Here is a 17,076-nt window from a genome sequence, read left to right as displayed (position 1 = left end):
TGGTGGAGCAGCGGGTTCCTTTGGTAACAGGTACGAAGATGAAACTGCTGGAGCGAGCGACCATTGCCGCCCTGGTTCTCATCGGGCTGTTTGTTGCTTACGACGTGTTCAAGGTCGAGTCAACTTCCCACTATTTTTCGCCAGATACGCTTCGGTTTTGTTGGCAGGCTGATTCCCTCATTCCTTGGCCCGCGACGGAATATGATTCGAAGGTGATCACATTCCTGGTCGCTGAGCGCCATGTCGAGCGAATGGAGACGAACTCACCGAGGTGGCGATTGATCGCGCGCTATAGCCCGGCGTGGCGGGATGGTCAGGGGCCGCTGGTCTATGTCTTTTCGTGGAGGCAGGACCGCACCATCGCCTGGTGCAAAGAAGATCCCGAACGTGCTCGCTTGCTCTGGTCGACGGTCTTTCCTTTGCTTCGCTCGAATGACCCGGCGGAAGTAAAACTTGGTGAGAATATTGCCCGCATGGGTTTGTACACGGAGAGTTTCGAAGAGTTGAAGCAACAAATCGACGAGGTTTTCCTCGCCGAGAGCGTACACAGAACAAGCCCGTCGCAGAACTGACCTGCTAAAATCGCCCCATGGCCAAACTTTTCGATCAGGTGCTGATTGTCGATATCGAATCCACTTGCTGGCAAGGTTATCCGCCGGCGGGGCAGATCAGCGAAATCATTGAAGTGGGGTTATGCCCCGTCGATGTAAAAAAACTAGAACGTCTGGAGAAGCGTAGCCTGCTCATTAAGCCCATTCGGAGCAAGATCAGCGAGTTCTGTACGAAGTTAACCACGCTCACCGACGAGCACTTTCGCACCGCGGGGACATTGGCCGATGCGGTGGGCATTTTGAAGAAGGAGTATCGCTCGCCCGATCGACTGTGGGCCAGTTGGGGCGACTATGATCGGCGGCAGTTCGAGCGAGTCTGCAAAGAGTTGACGGTCCCTTATCCGTTTGGCGTGGGGCATCTGAACATCAAGACGCTGTTTGCCGTGGCCTATGGAGATAGCGGCGAACTGGGGCTCGACGAAGCGTGCGAGCGAATCGGTATGAAGCTCGAAGGGACGCATCATCGGGGCCACGACGATGCGTGGAACATTGCGGGGATTTTCTGCCACTTGCTGCAGAAGTTTCGCCTAGGAAGCAGTTTGAACGCGTGACGTACCATAACCAGCCGACTACAATCTCGGCTTCCGTCTTTCCCGCCTAGATTTCGTAGAGGACCGGCCCATCATGGCCAATGCGACTACCCGCCCCGCCCGCGACGCTCATTCAGCGCCGGCCAAGCTGCCCGTTTCCGAGGCGTTTGAATCGAGCGGCAAAGGTCGCTGGATGGCACTCACTGCGGCATTGCTGGGCTGGATGTTCGATGGCGCCGAGATGGGCATCTTTAGTCTCGTCGGCCGGAAAGCAGTGATGGACTTGATGCCCGGAGCCACCGAGCAAACCGTGGGTCTCTGGTTCAATGTCATCATCGCGTCGTTCCTCGTCGGCGCTGCCACGGGCGGCGTAGTATTCGGCTGGCTCGGCGATCGCATCGGCCGCGTGCGGGCTATGACCCTGAGCGTGCTCACCTATGCATTGTTTACCGGCCTGTGTGGCTTTGCTGGCGAAGCGTGGCAAGTCGGTTTGCTGCGATTTATCGCGGCCCTGGGCATGGGTGGTGAATGGTCGCTAGGTGTCGCCCTCGTGATGGAAGTTTGGCCGAATAAGTCCCGCGCGTTCATGGCGGGCCTGATCGGTGCTGCCGCGAATGTTGGCTATTTGCTAGTCGGCTTTCTCGGCCTGGGATTGTTGGGATTCCTGACCAATATGGAAGCGGCGATGCTCGCCGTTGGGTTGCCAGAAGCGACCGTCGCCATGCTGATTCGAAACGATGCCTGGCGGCTAATGATGATCGCCGGCACCTTGCCCGCACTCCTGACCTTTTTGATTCGCATCTTCGTGCCTGAATCCGAAAAGTGGGAACACGAGCAGCAAAAGGGAACGACCTCACATTGGGCGTCGCAGGATCTGTTCGGCGTGTTGATTGGGTTGATTGGTCCGTTTCTCATCGTGTACTTGTGGGCCTTCGATCGTACGCTGCAACCCGGCACCGAGACTGTATTGTTCGAGCATGGAACGGTACTGCGAGTTGTCGGCACGGTGCTGGGGCTAGCGATCGCGCTGGTCGGTTACACCTATCCCGTCGTTCGGTACTTTCAGCGACATGCGATTCACTCGGCGGGAACTTCTGCTCCGTGGGCAGGAACGATGCAGCGGATGTTGCTGGGAGCAACGCTCAGCGGCGTGGCCTTGCTCGGAACTTGGGGCTCGACGCAACAATCGCCTAGCTGGGCCGACAAATTGACCGAAGCCGACTTCAACCGAACCAAGCAAGCATTGATTGCCGAAGGCAAGGCCGATGAAGCGGCTGCCCTGCAAAGGCCGAAGTTGCGGGCTCGCGAATACACCCTGATTTGGCTCTCGGTCGGAGCCATCGTCGGCACGCTCGCGGCAGCCTTTATGGGCGACTGGCTGGGCCGCCGGCTGGCGTTCTTCTTACTCTGCCTGCTTTCGCTCCTCTCGGTGTGGGGCCTGTTCTTGCTCAACACCACCTACGGCACGCCGCTGCTTGTCTGGGCGTTTATCGCGGGCACGTGTACGGCTTCGTTTTATGGCTGGCTGCCGCTGTATCTGCCGGAACTGTTCAGCACGAATGTGCGGGCGACAGGTCAGGGCTTCAGCTTTAACTTTGGTCGCATTCTGGCGGCCATTGGCGTGCTGCAAGTCGGCAACTTGCTCAAGCTGTTCGATACCGATGTGATGCTCGGCGGCTTTGTGATCCCCCACGGTCATGCGCTGGCTTGCTCGACTATCAGCCTGGTTTATGTCGTGGGCATGGTGATCATTTGGTTCGCTCCCGAGACCAAGGGTCAGCCGCTGCCAGACTAACTTAGCGGTTCGAGGGTCGTGAAAAATCGGACGTCGTCTCTTCGCGGTGGTGTTCGCACGGTACAATGAGCGGCCCGCAACCACCGCTGCCGCCATGGGTGAATCATGATCCTTTCGGGTGACGAGATCCGCAGACGCCTCGGCAAAGACATCTGCATCGAGCCCTTCGAACCGCAGCGGCTCAATCCGAACAGCTACAATCTCACGCTGCACGACGAGCTGATCACCTACGAAGAAGTCGTGCTCGATATGGCTCAGCCCAATCGCACGCGGCGGCTGCGCATTCCACCCGATGGCATCGTCCTCGCGCCGCAGAAGCTATATCTGGGTCGCACGGTCGAGCGGACCGAAACGCACAACTTTGTACCGATGATCGAAGGCCGTTCTTCGATTGGCCGCCTGGGCCTGTTTGTACATGTCACCGCGGGCTTCGGCGACGTGGGTTTCGCGGGGTATTGGACGCTCGAGATGTTCGCGGTTCAGCCTATTCGCATCTATCCGGGCGTGCCGATCTGCCAGATCTTTTATCACCAGATCACGGGCAGCATCACCGAGTACTGCAGCGACAAGTATCAGCACAACCGCGATATTCAACCGAGCTTGCTCTATAAAGAGCTGAACCCGCAAAGCGACCGTCGCGATCCTCAACTCACCCTCAGCTTTGGCAACGACGGCGCGAACTAGCGACCTGCTTGCACGGCCGCATCAATGGTCCGCAGCAGCGATCGTTCGGTGGGAACATCCTGGCCGAGTTCCCAGACCATCACGCCGCCCAGTCCCGCTTCGATTGCATACTCGGTCTTGCGACGAATGGTGGCTGGGCCGTTGAAGTAGACACCGTCGATCTCATCGACTTCCGGCTTGGGTTCGTGTTTGGCGACGATCTCGCGATACGTGAGCGAGCGATTTCGCCGCACAACATCGCGGCCGTAGAACGGCATTCCCAGCACAATCTTTTCCGTGGGTACGCCGGCCGCTTTCAGCGTTTTCACATCGGCAACGGCGTTATCGAAAGTCGAGTGCCGCCCGTCGTGATCGTAGGCCATCACCTGCACGTAGTGAGCGGCGGCGAAAGCTGCCGGGGGCATCTTTTGCCAGGCAGCGATCGTGACCGAGAGCATCAGCCCGTGCGGTTCAAACGCCGTGCGCAGTTCGGTTAGCAGATCGCCGTAACCTTGCTGCTCGGCCTCGTCGCGGGGATGTTCCCAGTCGAGATCGATGCCATCCAGTCGCTCGTCGAGGCACAGCTTCACCGCTGCTTGGACGAACGCTTGCCGCTTCTCGGGCGACGTGGCGACCGTGGCGAAGTGCTTCGACCGCTCCCAGCCGCCAATGCACAGAATGAGCCGCACACGCGCCGCAGTTTTCCAGGTGCGCAGTTCCTGCCAAGGAAACTTCGCCAGTCTCGCGCGATTGATGCCGCCGGTTTCTGTAGGCTCGGCCGAGAAGATCATCAGGTCAGTGAGCAGGCTCGCCGTCCGCGGCTCGAACTCCGCCGCGCGATAGTCGGGCCAGTAGCCCGCAACGCGAAACGTGCCCGCCGCAGCCGGAATCTCAGCAGCTGCCAGCAATCGCCACTGAGTCGCGAAACCAACGGCCGCGACGCTCAAAGCAAGAACCTGTCGACGCTGCATAACGGCCTGCCTGCACAGGAGAACCAATCAGGCTCGCTCGCCCGGCGCGAGCGGCACCGCCCGAGTGTAGTTCATGTGAGCCACAAATTGTGCAAGCAGGCGCTTGTCGCCAAGCCTTCTAAGGCTGAACGCCAGGCTTAACTTTCGGGGGAGGGGGGCCTTTGGCAGCTTCTGCCGGCACGTCGATGTCGTGAACACCACCTGCGGCAGCAACTTCAGCAGTCATTTCGTAGTAGGGAAACAGGACTGTGGTCGTGACATCGGGGCTGGCATTCGGTGGCGGAACGGGATCGATTCCTTCAACGGTAAAGACTACTGGTCCCGGCGGTGCACCCTTGCCGCCAGCTACCTTGGTGTCGTAGGCACCGTCCTTGATGTCGGCAAAACCGGTAGCACCTGAGTTACCTTTGGCAGAGTCGGGCTTAATGATGACCTTGCCCGCGGGAACGGGCTTCCCGTTAAACGTAACTTTGCCCGAGACATGGGCAACTTTGTCACCACCGCAACCGACGATGAAGCTGGTAGCAACAATGGCGAAGGCGAAACTCGCAAGCTGCGCGGCCACAGCCGATTGACGAATCATTTCAAAACTCCGTGCAGTTGCCCTCAGGGCAAGATGCAGATCTAAGAGAGGGCAACAGGGCTCGATTCGCTCGGCTGACGACCTTGATGCGAACGATCTCGAGATAGAAAACAAGAGCCCGTCTGAAATGAGACGGGCCCTAACGATTCGCAATTTACCAGCCATTAAGGTAGCTGAACGACTTCGCCGCCACCCATACTGGCCGATGCCATGTAAATGTTCATGTCGATGTTCGCCGAGATAAAGCGGAGCGAAGCATCGCCGAGGGCGAAGTGGCAACCGCCCGGGTGGGCACTACCAAAGCTGATGTCGTTGAAGTTATTGCTACCGTTGTAGAACACGCCGTTAATGGGATTGGTGACGTTTTTGGTCGCCCCGGAGCCGCCCGAATTGCCGCGGATCCACGAACGATAATCGTTCGTTTGGCCAGACGGCAGGTGTCGCGATCGTTCGGCCAACATCAACGTGTTCGAAGTACCGTCGGTGACATCTGCTAGGCGAATATTGCGCAGGCTGCTCACGCTACCCGAGGCCGTTCGATACTGACTCATCATCCCATCCGCCGCCCAAGCGCCATTCGTAACGGGATTACCAACCGTGTAGCTGTAGGTCACGCTACTGATCGTGATCGTCGTGGGGTTCGTGGCACCGGCTGGGCCCATTACCCCGTAGTAGTGCGTGCTGACATTTCTCGTCAGGTTGGTATTCGGATCCTTGTGCTTTTGTGGATCTGGGCCCGAGGGGCAAAACAGGGTGGGAACGACCACTTCGCCAACGAGTGCGTTGATCGGGTCATTGTAGGCCAGGTCGAATCGGTACTTGGCGTACAAAGCGTTCTGCTCAAAAAATGGCAACGAATGCACAATCCAACTCGTACCCGCAATGTTCGTCGTGCTGTTGGTGGGGTTTGGTGTCGGCAGGACGTTCTCCTCCGCACCACGGGGAAGGCGATTGTTGGTGTCGTGGAAGTTATGCACCGCGATTGCCAACTGCCGAATCTTGTTCGCACAACTGGTCCGGCGGGCTGCTTCGCGGGCGGCCTGCACAGCCGGCAAAAGCAACGCCACAAGAACACCGATGATCGCGATCACCACCAACAATTCCACGAGCGTGAAACCACGCCGCGCGCGCATAGGAAGAAGCATGTCATCGAACCTTAGGAAGAGGATAAGGCAAAAATGTCCAACCTTGCGAATCTGTTTTGGGTGCAATGCTAGACACTGACTAGAATAGCAAAACGTAACAAAATTTTCGCCTTTTCAAACCTCAGAGTCGCAATTTAGGGAAAGTTTTTTTTGGAGAAAATTTTCAGCGACGCTAGATCTTCGGGGAAACAGCAAGAAAAACCCTCTGTCTGGGTGATTTCTCGATTGGACGTGCCTTGTCCGCAGAAATGGCGCAAGCCGCTTCTTAAAATAAGTGCTTGTTTATTGATGCGGCAAGAAATTCCTACGTCTAAGCTAAGATCTCTTTCACCACATGCCCCGCGACGTCGGTCAGGCGGAAGTCGCGGCCGCTCATGCGGAAGGTCAGCCGCTGGTGATCGAGACCGAGCAAGTGCAGGATCGTGGCATGCAAGTCGTTGACGTGCACGCGATCTTCAACCGCCTTGTGACCGAGCTCGTCCGTCGCGCCGTGCTTGACGCCACCCTTCACGCCACCGCCGGCCAGCCAATAGGTGAAGGCGTGCGGATTGTGATCGCGGCCCGTGCCGCCGGTCTGCACGATCGGTAAGCGACCAAATTCGCCACCCCAGACGACGAGCGTACTCTCCAGTAAACCTCGCTGCTTGAGATCGGCTAGCAGCGCGGCAATGGGCGTATCCGTTTCGCCCGCGAACTGCTCGTGGTTGGCCTTGATGTTTTGATGACCGTCCCAGCTGCGTTCGTTTTCCATGCCGCCGCTGTAGATCTGCACGAAGCGCACGCCGCGCTCGACGAGCCGGCGAGCCATCAGGCACTGCTTGGCGAAATGATCACACCGTTTATCACCAACGCCGTAAAGCTTGTGGATGTGCTCGGGCTCTTGGTTGATGTCGATGGCTTCTGGTGCCGCGAGTTGCATGCGGTAGGCCAATTCGAAGCTTTCGATTCGCGCGGCCAGTTCGGCTTCGTGCGGTCGCGATTCGAGCTGCTTGCGGTTCAGCTTGGCGAGCAGGTCGAGCGCGGCCCGCTGTTGCTTGTCCCCTTGATCGGCCGGGCGATAGAGGTTGTCGATGGCATCGCCACTGGGCTTGAGCCAGGTCCCTTGATACACGCTCGGCAAAAAGCCTGCGCCCCAATTTTGTGAATAACCTTTGGGCAGTCCTCGCCCCAGTGGATCGGTCATGGCGACAAACGCCGGCAAGCTTTGGCTTTCACTTCCCAGCCCGTACGTCACCCACGAACCGACGCAGGGGAAGCCCATTTTGGCCATGCCCGTGTTGATCATGAACAACGCGGGGCTGTGATTGTTCGAGCCCGTGTAACACGAGTGAACGAAGGCCATGTCGTCGACATGCTGAGCCATGCCCGGAAAGATATCGCTGACCCACGCGCCGCTCTTGCCGTACTGGGCGAACTTAAACGGCGACTTCATCACCGGGCCCACCTGCCCAGTGAAGAAGCCCGTGTTCTTATCGAAGCCCTTTAGTTCCTGACCGTCACGCTTTTCCAGTTCAGGTTTATAGTCCCAAGTATCGACCTGGCTCGGACCGCCATTCATAAAGAGCCAAATGACGTTCTTCGCCTTGGCTCCGAAGTGACCCGCGTGCGGCGCGAGTGGATTCAGCGGCGCGTTCTTTCCCGTCGATTCGGCCGCAGCCGACTTGTTGAGCAGTCCTTCATCGGCGAGCAGCGCAGCCAGCGCGAGCAGCCCAGCGCCACCGCCGGCTTGAGCGAGAAGGTGACGGCGGGAGTAAGTCGGTCTATCGAACATAGGTTGATCCTTGACGGAACTGTACGTTTCTCAAAGGAAGGAATTATTCGATGTACACAAACTCATTCAGCCCAAACAGCACCTGGCAGAAGTCGGCGAGGGCAAGTTCTCGAGCGTTGGGCTTGTTGTCGGCTTGATAAAGCCTTTCTTGTTCGGCGAGAAAGGCAACCGCTGTGGACTGTTCGTCGGCATCGGGCGCACGGCAGATGGCCTGTTGATAGGCCTGCGTGATGGCAGCGGCCTGATTCTTCGCCGCGATAGGCAGCAATTGCTTGGCGAAGGAGTGTGCGTAGGAACGAACTTGTGGATTGTTGAGCAGCATGAGGGCCTGCGGTGCGATGGTGGTGCTGGGGCGACCACCAACGCTGACGAGCGGTTCGGGCTGATCGAAAAGTTGCATCATCGGCACCAGCTTGCTGCGCTTGATGGTGAAGTAGATGCTGCGGCGGCGATGTGTTTCGTCGAGCGAGCCGGGGCCGAACTGCGTGCGATCGAGGGCCCCGCTGACGGTGAGCAGGTTGTCACGAACAATCTCCGCTTCGAGTCGGCGAGGTGAGAAACGCCAGAGGAGTTTGTTTTCGGGGTCGAGTTTGGCGTCGGCAGCGTCAAACGTGCTGGCCTGCTGATAGGCGGCGCTGGTCATAATCAGCTTATGCATCGCCTTCAGTTTCCAGCTGCGAGCCATCAGTTCGCTGGCGAGCCAATCGAGCAACTCGGGATGCGTGGGCCGGTCGCCTTGCACGCCAAAGTCATTGGGAGTTGCGACCAAGCCGCGGCCAAAGTGATGATGCCACAAGCGATTGGCCATGACTCGCGCGAGCAACTGTCCACCGCCGTATTCAGTGTCAGTGATCCACGCCGCAAGTGAACTGCGGCGATGCGACAACTTCGAACCAGCAGGAGGCTCGATTTGCCAATGCTTTTCGCCTTGCGGAGCGTTGATGAGTACTTGCAAAAAGCCGGGCGCCGCGGTGCCCATTTTCTGCTCGTTATCGCCCCGTTTCAGGAAGAACGTCTCGGTGAAAAAGTCGGCTCCCTGCGTGTGATGCCGGATCGGCGTCACGCCTTCACTGCAGACCATGACCTTCACCAGTTTGGGCTGGGGAGCCTGCTTTGCGTGCTCCTGTTCAGCCTGATTCAACTTGGTCCACGCTTCGTCCTGGGGGCGATGCCAGTTGAGCAGCGTTTTCTGTTGCTCGGCCGTTCTGCTCTCTGCGGGAGTTGCCAAGGCGGAAGCGAGTCCGGCAGCTAGACCACCAGTTTCCACGGCGAGTGGTGCTGGCTTGGAAGTGACACTGACGCGCGGTCGTCCGATGCTATGCTGCTTGTTGTTATTGAACTCAAGCGTGAGCGACAGTGAGCCCGGCTTGTCGAGTGTGAGCGGTTCAGCTAATTCGTAGACAGCGGCGTGGTCTTTGCCGAACTGTGGATCGACGGCCCACGCGGACTTTTTGTCATCGTCGATCGTGTACGAAACCAGCAGGCTCGGCTTTTGCTCAAAAGTGGCCTGTGGATTCTTCAAGCTAAGTTTCTTGTCTTCACTTCCCATCTGCTTGAGGATGACGCGGAAATCCGTCAGGGCGAAATTTCCATTCCCGGCGAGGCCGGGACCACTCTTGGGAAACGATTTGTCGGCAAGTGCTTCGAGTCGGAGTCCTTGATAGGTCCCTGCCGGCAATTCAGCGACGAGCGTGTATGTGTCGAAATCGGGATTGGTGCCACTTGCCAGCGCGGAACCGTCGGGCTGCAGCGTCAGCGTGGCTTTGCCCTTCGATTGCATCGACTTCAGCGGCAAGATCTGCCAAGCAGCCTCTTGCACGGCTTTCGCACCACCGGCTTGCTCCCACGCCGCGAATCGCGCGGGCAGTTCTTCTTTTTCGAACTTCTCTCGGGCACTCACAAACGGCGCATGAGCTTTGTCGAAGAGTTCTTTCGCAGCGCGGTATTGAGCGGGTTCGAGATTGATATCGACGTTGCTGCGGACGGTCGTGGCAAACGTGGCGATGAAGCGGTAGTAGTCGGCGGCGGGAATGGGATCGAACTTGTGATCGTGACAGCGGGCACAGCCAATCGATAGGCCGAGCAGCGCGCTGCCGGTCGTGGCAGCCATGTCGTCGAGGGCGTCGTAACGAGATTTCTCCACTTCGTTGGCCGTGATCTGCGTGGGAAATACTCCCGCCCCCAAGAAGCCGGTAGCCATTTGCGCGAGCGGTTCGTCCGGAGCCAGTTCATCGCCGGCCAATTGCCAGCGAACAAACTGGTTGTAGGGCATATCCTTGTTCAAGGCCTGAATGACGAAATCGCGAAAGTGATAAGCGTGCGGACGATCGTAGTCTTGTTCAAAGCCATGACTCTCGGCGAAGCGAGCCGCGTCCAGCCAATGCCGTCCCCAGCGTTCGCCGTAGTGCGGGCTTTCCAGCAGTTCGTCGATGACCCTCTCAAAAGCTTGCGGACTTTCATCGGCCAGGAACTTCGCGATTTGCTCGGGCGTAGGAGGCAGGCCGATGAGATCAAAATAAGCTCGTCGCAACAGGATCTGCTTCTTCGTCGTCTCGTTGGGCGTGACACCCTTGGCTTCTGCCGCGGCCAAGATAAAGTTGTCGATGGGCGTGCGAACCCAGGCCCGGTTCTTCACCGCTGGTAGCTCGACGCGCTGAATCGGCTTGAGTGACCAAAAGTCGCGAGCCTTGTCGCCAACGACGGTCTTGGTCCACGAATCGGGATCGCGCGGATTCTCGACCAAAGGCTGATCGTAGGGTGCTCCCAAGTCGATCCATTTGGCGATGGCCGCGATCGCATCGTCGGGCAACTTGTCAGCCCCTTCGGGCATGAACGGCTTCTCCTGCCGGCTGATGAACCGCAACAGGTTGCTATCCATGGCTTTGCCGATGCTCACCGCCGGTCCCTTCGAACCGCCGCGCAGCAGACCTTTGCGAGTTGCCAAATCCAAACCCGATTGCACCTCATCACCGCCGTGGCAATCGATGCACTGCGAAATGAGAACCTTCCGCACGGTCTGCTTGAACAGGGCCAACCCTTCTTGCATCTTCTCAACATGCGCCGGGTCAAACTCGGGCTGCACGGGCTTATCGGCGGCGATCAGCGGCGCAGGGCAGACGGCCAACACAGCCACGATTGTTAGCAGGGCAGAATCGAAAGAACGCATCATCAGCAAGCCTCGGGAGAGGAGGTGGAGCGGCAGGAGTTCGCGGTCGGCAATCACGGCGGGGCAGGAAATGAAGTACGATGCAGAGAGCTCTAGTCTACCTTTCCCTGGAACCGAGCGGCAACTTGCGATGGCTGGTCCCACGACTTCACCCTCGGACGTCACGCTTAACACGACGCCAGTCAGTGCAGGCGACCCCAAACAGCGGACCGGGCTGCGCAAGGTTCGGTACGGACTGTGGCGAGTCCTGCGCTTCGCTGCCCTCGCTTATGTCTCGGTGATTCTCATGCTGCTGTGGATGGAAACGGCGCTCGTTTATCCGGCTCCGCAATATCCGGTCGGCAATTGGCAAGCGGCCCAAACCTACGGCTGGGAAGAAGTCGATTTTAAGTCGGCCGATGGTACGAAGCTGCATGGCTGGTATCGCGAGTTGCCCAAGTCTCAGGGCGAGCCACAAGCCGTCATGTTGTACTGTCACGGCAACGGCGAGAACATCGCCCACAACGGCGACTACCTGGCTGATGTGGCCAACCAAAACCAGCTGAACATTTTCATGTTCGACTATCGCGGTTACGGCCGCAGTGAAGGCAAACCGACCGAAGCAGGCGTGCTCGCCGATGGCGAGGCTGCCCAGCAATGGCTCGCCGAGCGAGCGAGAATTCCAGCCAACCAGATTGTGTTGATGGGCCGATCGCTGGGTGGTGGTGTCGCGGTCGACTTGGCTGCCCGCAATGGCTGCCGCGGTCTGATTTTGCAGAACACGTTCACCTCGATGCCTGACGCAGCGGCGAGGATGTATCCGTGGGCACCGATTCAGCTGTTGATGAAGAATCGCTACAACTCGCTGGAGAAGATTACGAAGTATCGTGGCCCGCTGCTGCAGAGTCACGGTGATCGCGATACCCTCGTCCCGTTTGATATCGGCCAGAAGTTGCACGCCGCAGCGCCTGGTCCGAAAGAGTTTTTCGTGAACAAAGGACTCGGTCACAACGACGCGGAACCGCCCGAGTACGACAAGGTGCTGGCGAAGTTCATCAAGTCTCTTCCTCTCCTCAGCACCCCCAGCAACGAGCGCGAGCCATCGTAGTGAAATCAGTCGTGCGGATTGCAAATGGCGCGGGCTTTCTGGGAGATAGCATCACCGCGCCTCGTCGCTTGGTCGAAGGTACCAGCGTCGATTATCTCACCATCGAGCATCTAGCCGAACTCACCATGTCGATCCTCGCCCGCCAGCGCGAGAAAGATCCGCGGGCCGGCTATGCTGAAGATTTCGTCGAGGTTGTCGGCAGCTTGGCGAACGCTCTGCGAATGCAGACTCAATTGAAGGTGATTGCCAACTCGGGCGGCATAAACCCACTCGCCTGCGCTGCAGCCGTGGCGAAAGTACTGGCAGCAGAGAAGTTGAATGACGTGCCCATTGCTGTTGTCACCGGCGATGATCTGCTGCCGCACCTGGACTTGATTCTGGCCAGTGGTTGCGAACTGCAGAACCTCGAAACTGCGGAGCCGCTGGGTACACTTGGCCCGCGTTCGCGGATCGTCAGTGCCAATGCTTATCTGGGCGCTCAGCCGATTGTCGAGGCACTTGCTGGTGGTGCCCGGATTGTGATCACCGGGCGAGTGGCCGATGCTTCACTCACGGTAGCTCCGCTCGTGCACGAGTTTGGCTGGCAGTGGAACGACCTGCCGCGCATCGCCGCCGCCACCGTAGCTGGGCACTTGATTGAATGTGGTGCGCAGGTAACAGGTGGCTACTCGACCGAATGGCAGCAGTATCACTTGGCCGATGTTGGTTATCCGATTGCCGAAGTGAATGCCGCGGGCGAGACGATCATCACCAAGCCGCCAGGCACTGGGGGTAAGGTCACGTTCCGCACAGTCGCCGAGCAACTCGTCTACGAAATCGGCGATCCGCAGCATTACCTCACGCCCGATATCGATTGCGACTTCACGACGGTTCAGTTGCAGGACCTGGGGAACGACCGCGTGCGAGTGACCGGCGCGAGTGGTCACGTAGCGACGGATACCTACAAGGTCTCACTCGCGTATCGCGATGGCTTCATGGCAAGCGGCCAGTTGCTTGTCTATGGACTCGATTGTCGCGAGAAAGCTCAGGCCTGCGGCGAGATGATTCTGTCGCGCGTGAACGCAGCCGGCTTTTCGTTATCGCGAACGAACATCGAACTGATCGGTCAGGGCGCTGGTGTGCCGGGATCGTGGTTCTGGCGAAAGTATCAACCGCCGGGCGAACTCATGCTGCGCGTAACCGTGCATGATGCCAATCGTGCTGCTGTGGAATACTTCACCCGCGAGATTGCCCCGCTCATCACCAGCGGCCCAGCGGGACTTGCCGGTTACGCGAGCGGCCGGCCAGCCGTGCGACCGGTGTTCGCCTACTGGCCTACGTTGGTTCCGAAATCGCTCGTGAAGAGCCACGTCACTGTTCGTACTGCTCAGGAGTGGCTGGCATGAACCCCGGGCAACAACTCATTTCGATTCGCGATCTGGCCACAGCTCGCAGCGGTGACAAAGGCAACCACGCCAACGTCGGCGTAGTGGCGAACGATGCGGAGTGCTACGAAATCCTCTGCAGCCGCTTGACCGCCATCCGAGTGCAATCGCACTTTGCCGGGCTCGGCGTATCGCGCGTCGAACGATTCGAACTGCCACTGATCGGGGCGCTGAATTTCCTGCTCTATGATGCACTCGGGGGCGGCGCGAGTCGCAGCTTGCGGATCGATACGCAAGGTAAACTGCTGGCGACATCCCTCCTCGATTTACAACTGCGACTCGAAGCTGACGCATAGCTTGCGCTGGCAAGGTTCAAGGAAGAAGTTGGTTCCATGTTCAATATGATGCATATCTCCGATCTCCACTTCGGGCCGTTCTTCATGCCCGCCGTGGCCGAGTCGGTCTTGAAGAGTGCTGCCGCGCTCAAGCCGGACTTGATCGTCGCCAGCGGCGATTTTTCCCAGCGTGCTACAGCGGCCGAGTTCGCCGCCGCACGCAAGTTTCTCGATCAACTGCCTCCCGTCCCGCTGATTGTCTGCCCAGGCAATCACGATGTGCCGCTCTATCGCGTGTGGGAACGACTCTTTACGCCGCACGCTTTGTACCAAGAGCATATTTCCAAAAACCTGAACGAAGTCTTCAAACTGCCGTATGCCACGATCGTTTCACTCGACTCGACTTCGCCGCTGCGGGCAATCACCAACGGCCGCATCAGCCACGAGAAGCTGAACTTTGCCCGCGAGGCCTTTCTAGAATCTCCGAAAGACTTGATTCGCATCGTTGTCGCGCATCATCACTTCGCTCCCGCGCCCGACTATGAGCGGAGCAGCGTAATGCCCGGCGCCAAGCGAGCCATCGACTTGTTCAACGATCTCAATGTCGAGATGATTCTCGGCGGCCATTTGCATCGGGCGTATGTAGGCAACTCCCTTGATGTGTATCCCGGCAAAGATCGCAACCACGGCATCGTGATCGTGCAAAGCGGCACCAGCACCTCCCGCCGCGGTCGTGCGCGGGAACGAGAGAAGAACTCATTCAACTGGATTCGCGTGACCGAGGACTCCATCCGGATTACGCACTACATGTACTTCGACGATGCCGGCGGTTTTGCACCTTTCAGCAGGCATATCTACCCGCGTGCGAATCGGCAGTACTTTGCCGATCCGCCCGAAGTCGATCTCAAGACCGATCTGTTTTCCCGCTGAGTGGCTTCTGGTTCAAGCTAAGCAAGCTCAGTGAGCAGATCGGTCAGCGTCCTCAATCGATCGGAGCCGGGTGCGGTTTCTTCTCGCACCAACCAGCGAGCTTGCCAGCCAAGAGATCGCGGCTGCAGGACGTCGTTCTGCTCATCGTCGCCGATCATCAGAATTCGATCCGGCGACACCCCTGTCGCCTGTTCGATGTGGCGATAGTATTCCGGCGAGGGTTTCGACCAGCCCACCTGCGAGCTGATGAAGATGGGTTCGCATTGGCTTAAGACTGGAAAGGCTTGGCAAATGTTCAGCAGCCGCTGGTCGAAATTGGAAGCGATGCCCACGCGATAGCCGCGAGCAAGCAGTCCTTCGATGACGGGTTGCACATCTTCGAACAATCGCCAGTGCTGCGGCTCGGCAAAATGCTGCCACAGAGCCGGGAAGATGATTTCTGTCGCCGATATGGGAGCATCGCAGAAGACCGCCCCGACAATTGCCTGCCAGCGTGAAAGTTCGTGGGCTTCGCTCGTGCGGAGCGGTTGCCCCGAATGGCTTGGATCGTAGGAAGTGCGAAATGCGTGGCGAAAGTGACCGCTGATTTCGGCAGCAGACGTCTCGCAGCCAAACTTCCGGCCCACTCGTTCGTAGGCAATGGCTACCGGCGGATCGGGAAACATCAGCGTGCCGACCGCATCGAATAGCACGAGGTCCACGGCTGACGTCATGGCAGCTATACCACTTTTTCGGTCATCGGAATGGCTGCCGCCGATCGCTTCGAATCAAACGGACTACCGAGCGGGTCGAGCAAAGCCTCGGTGATGCGCCGGCGACGCACCTTGCGAACCTGACACCACAGGCCATCGACCTCGACGACATCGCCACCCTTCAGGTGGTCTTCGCGTCCCAGGTTCAACCAATCGTTGAGGGCAGTCGCATCCGGCAATTCGCCGCCGAGTTCCACGCGCTTCAGCAGCGCGCGAAGCTGACCAAGCGTGACACCGCCGCCGACGACCAACTGTTGTCCAGCCGGGCTGATGTGTCTAGGCAAGCGATCGAACTCATCCTGAATATCGCCGACCAGTTCTTCGAAGATATCTTCCTGCGTGATCATGCCGACCACTGCGCCACCTTCGCCGCGCACGAGCGCCAAGTGTTGATGCTCGGTCGTCATCCGCCGCAAGGCTTCGCTCAGCGACAGGTCGACCGAGAGACTGCTGATCTGCCGCACAATCTCGCGGATCACCGGATTGCCGGGGTGTGTCTTGGCGAGCAGCACCATGTCTTTGAAGGTCACGTAGCCGATGATGGTCTGCGGATTGCCACGGTGCACGGTCACAGGAAATCGTGTGTGCAAGTCCATGTGGGCAATGATCAGGTTCTCGCTCAGCGGAGCATCGGCCACGACCATCACAATGTCTTCTTCGGGCAGCATGATGTCGCTGACCTTCATCGACGACAAGCGACTCGCTTGCAGAATGATCCGCTCTTCCTGCATACCAATCGCCTGACTCGCGCGCAGCAAGTTCACCTGAGCGCGCAGCTCGTGCAGGCCCACCGCGCGGTGATCGTCGGTCTGCTTCATGAACGGCAGACGCTCGACCAGGGCCACAAACTGCATGGTGATGTTCTCAAACAGCCACACGGCGGGAAACGCCACAATCGAGAAGACCCACATCAGCGGACTAAGCAACAGGCAGACCAGTTCTGCGTTCTTTAGCGCGAAGACTTTAGGAATCAACTCGCCCACCACAATCGTGAAGGCCGAGATGGGCAGGACCACGCAGGCGATGGAGATAAAGTCGGCCCAGTGCTCGGAGTGAATGCCGATCCTCTCGAGCCAGGGTCTAAGAAGTGGAGTCAGGTCTTCTTCGGCGGAGGCACCGCCGACCGCGGCGGCAATGGCACCCACCAGCGTGATGCCGAGTTGCACGACGGCCAGGCTGGCCTCCATGCGGCCCTTCATCTTTAGAGCGGTCGCAGCGCCGCGGCGCTTCTGCTCCGTCAGCAACCGGAGACGATCGACACGAACCGACGCCAGGGCCAACTCATAAGCTGCAAACAATCCATTGAGCAGCAGCATGACAATGATGACCGAAATGACCGAAAGACTCATTCCTCAAACATTCCTGGGCGGGAC

Annotated in this window: 15 protein-coding genes; 8 read left to right on the top strand and 7 right to left on the bottom strand. The window is 58.6% G+C overall.

The genetic code is table 11. The features are described from left to right. Positions 1–38: 38 nt before the first annotated feature. From NA78x_RS04025 to dcd, 4 genes are all read left to right on the top strand, one after another. Positions 39–572 (top strand): hypothetical protein, encoded by a 534-nt coding sequence (locus tag NA78x_RS04025; protein ID WP_425617135.1) that lies wholly within the window; start codon positions 39–41, stop codon positions 570–572. 17 nt (positions 573–589) lie between these two features. Next, positions 590–1,162, top strand: coding sequence for an exonuclease domain-containing protein (locus NA78x_RS04020; protein ID WP_425617134.1), 573 nt, complete (start codon positions 590–592; stop codon positions 1,160–1,162). 73 nt (positions 1,163–1,235) lie between these two features. Beyond that, the gene (locus NA78x_RS04015; RefSeq protein ID WP_425617133.1) at positions 1,236–2,936 is read left to right on the top strand and encodes an MFS transporter; all 1,701 of its coding nucleotides are present in this window, start codon (positions 1,236–1,238) and stop codon (positions 2,934–2,936) included. Between the two features lie 105 nt (positions 2,937–3,041). Continuing rightward, the gene (gene dcd, locus NA78x_RS04010) at positions 3,042–3,620 is read left to right on the top strand and encodes a dCTP deaminase (protein WP_425617132.1); all 579 of its coding nucleotides are present in this window, start codon (positions 3,042–3,044) and stop codon (positions 3,618–3,620) included. Here dcd and NA78x_RS04005 read toward each other — a convergent pair. From NA78x_RS04005 to NA78x_RS03985, 5 genes are all read right to left on the bottom strand, one after another. Further along, positions 3,617–4,570, bottom strand: a complete 954-nt coding sequence (locus NA78x_RS04005; RefSeq protein ID WP_425617131.1) for a glycoside hydrolase family 18 protein — start codon at positions 4,568–4,570, stop codon at positions 3,617–3,619. The genes dcd and NA78x_RS04005 overlap by 4 nt on opposite strands. Before the next feature lie 118 nt (positions 4,571–4,688). Beyond that, the gene (locus NA78x_RS04000) at positions 4,689–5,153 is read right to left on the bottom strand and encodes a hypothetical protein (protein ID WP_425617130.1); all 465 of its coding nucleotides are present in this window, start codon (positions 5,151–5,153) and stop codon (positions 4,689–4,691) included. A gap of 164 nt (positions 5,154–5,317) precedes the next feature. Then, complete coding sequence (locus NA78x_RS03995) at positions 5,318–6,298, bottom strand: DUF1559 domain-containing protein (RefSeq protein ID WP_425617129.1); 981 nt, start codon at positions 6,296–6,298, stop codon at positions 5,318–5,320. A 310-nt stretch (positions 6,299–6,608) separates the two neighbouring features. After that, on the bottom strand, positions 6,609–8,069 hold the full coding sequence (locus NA78x_RS03990) for a DUF1501 domain-containing protein (protein ID WP_425617128.1): 1,461 nt from the start codon (positions 8,067–8,069) through the stop codon (positions 6,609–6,611). 43 nt (positions 8,070–8,112) lie between these two features. Continuing rightward, positions 8,113–11,238 carry a DUF1553 domain-containing protein gene (locus NA78x_RS03985; protein WP_425617127.1) on the bottom strand — a complete coding sequence of 1,042 codons (3,126 nt, stop codon included), beginning with the start codon at positions 11,236–11,238 and terminating at the stop codon, positions 8,113–8,115. Positions 11,239–11,365: 127 nt separating this feature from the next. Here NA78x_RS03985 and NA78x_RS03980 point away from each other — a divergent pair, with 127 nt between their 5' ends. The 4 genes from NA78x_RS03980 to NA78x_RS03965 are packed head-to-tail and all read left to right on the top strand — an operon-like array spanning position 11,366 to position 14,951. Continuing rightward, positions 11,366–12,322: an alpha/beta hydrolase gene (locus NA78x_RS03980; protein ID WP_425617126.1), complete on the top strand. Its 957-nt coding sequence runs from the start codon at positions 11,366–11,368 to the stop codon at positions 12,320–12,322. Between the two features lie 11 nt (positions 12,323–12,333). After that, a complete protein-coding gene (locus tag NA78x_RS03975) occupies positions 12,334–13,707 on the top strand; it encodes an acyclic terpene utilization AtuA family protein (RefSeq protein WP_425617125.1) in 1,374 nt (457 codons plus the stop codon). Beyond that, positions 13,704–14,042 (top strand): AtuA-related protein, encoded by a 339-nt coding sequence (locus NA78x_RS03970; protein WP_425617124.1) that lies wholly within the window; start codon positions 13,704–13,706, stop codon positions 14,040–14,042. The genes NA78x_RS03975 and NA78x_RS03970 overlap by 4 nt, the downstream gene beginning before the upstream one ends. A gap of 36 nt (positions 14,043–14,078) precedes the next feature. After that, positions 14,079–14,951 (top strand): metallophosphoesterase family protein, encoded by an 873-nt coding sequence (locus tag NA78x_RS03965; protein WP_425617123.1) that lies wholly within the window; start codon positions 14,079–14,081, stop codon positions 14,949–14,951. Positions 14,952–14,968: 17 nt separating this feature from the next. On the opposite strand, the gene NA78x_RS03960 is transcribed toward NA78x_RS03965, so the two are convergent. Further along, the gene (locus NA78x_RS03960; protein WP_425617122.1) at positions 14,969–15,664 is read right to left on the bottom strand and encodes an HAD-IA family hydrolase; all 696 of its coding nucleotides are present in this window, start codon (positions 15,662–15,664) and stop codon (positions 14,969–14,971) included. 5 nt (positions 15,665–15,669) lie between these two features. After that, complete coding sequence (locus NA78x_RS03955; protein WP_425617121.1) at positions 15,670–17,052, bottom strand: hemolysin family protein; 1,383 nt, start codon at positions 17,050–17,052, stop codon at positions 15,670–15,672. Between the last annotated feature and the right edge of the window lie 24 nt (positions 17,053–17,076).

Origin of the sequence: Anatilimnocola aquadivae, assembly GCF_049819085.1 — a bacterium.
In the GTDB taxonomy this organism is placed as follows: Bacteria; Planctomycetota; Planctomycetia; order Pirellulales; family Pirellulaceae; genus Anatilimnocola.
Note: the sequence above shows the minus strand (reverse complement) of the source record. Positions and strands in the feature narration are given on the sequence as shown.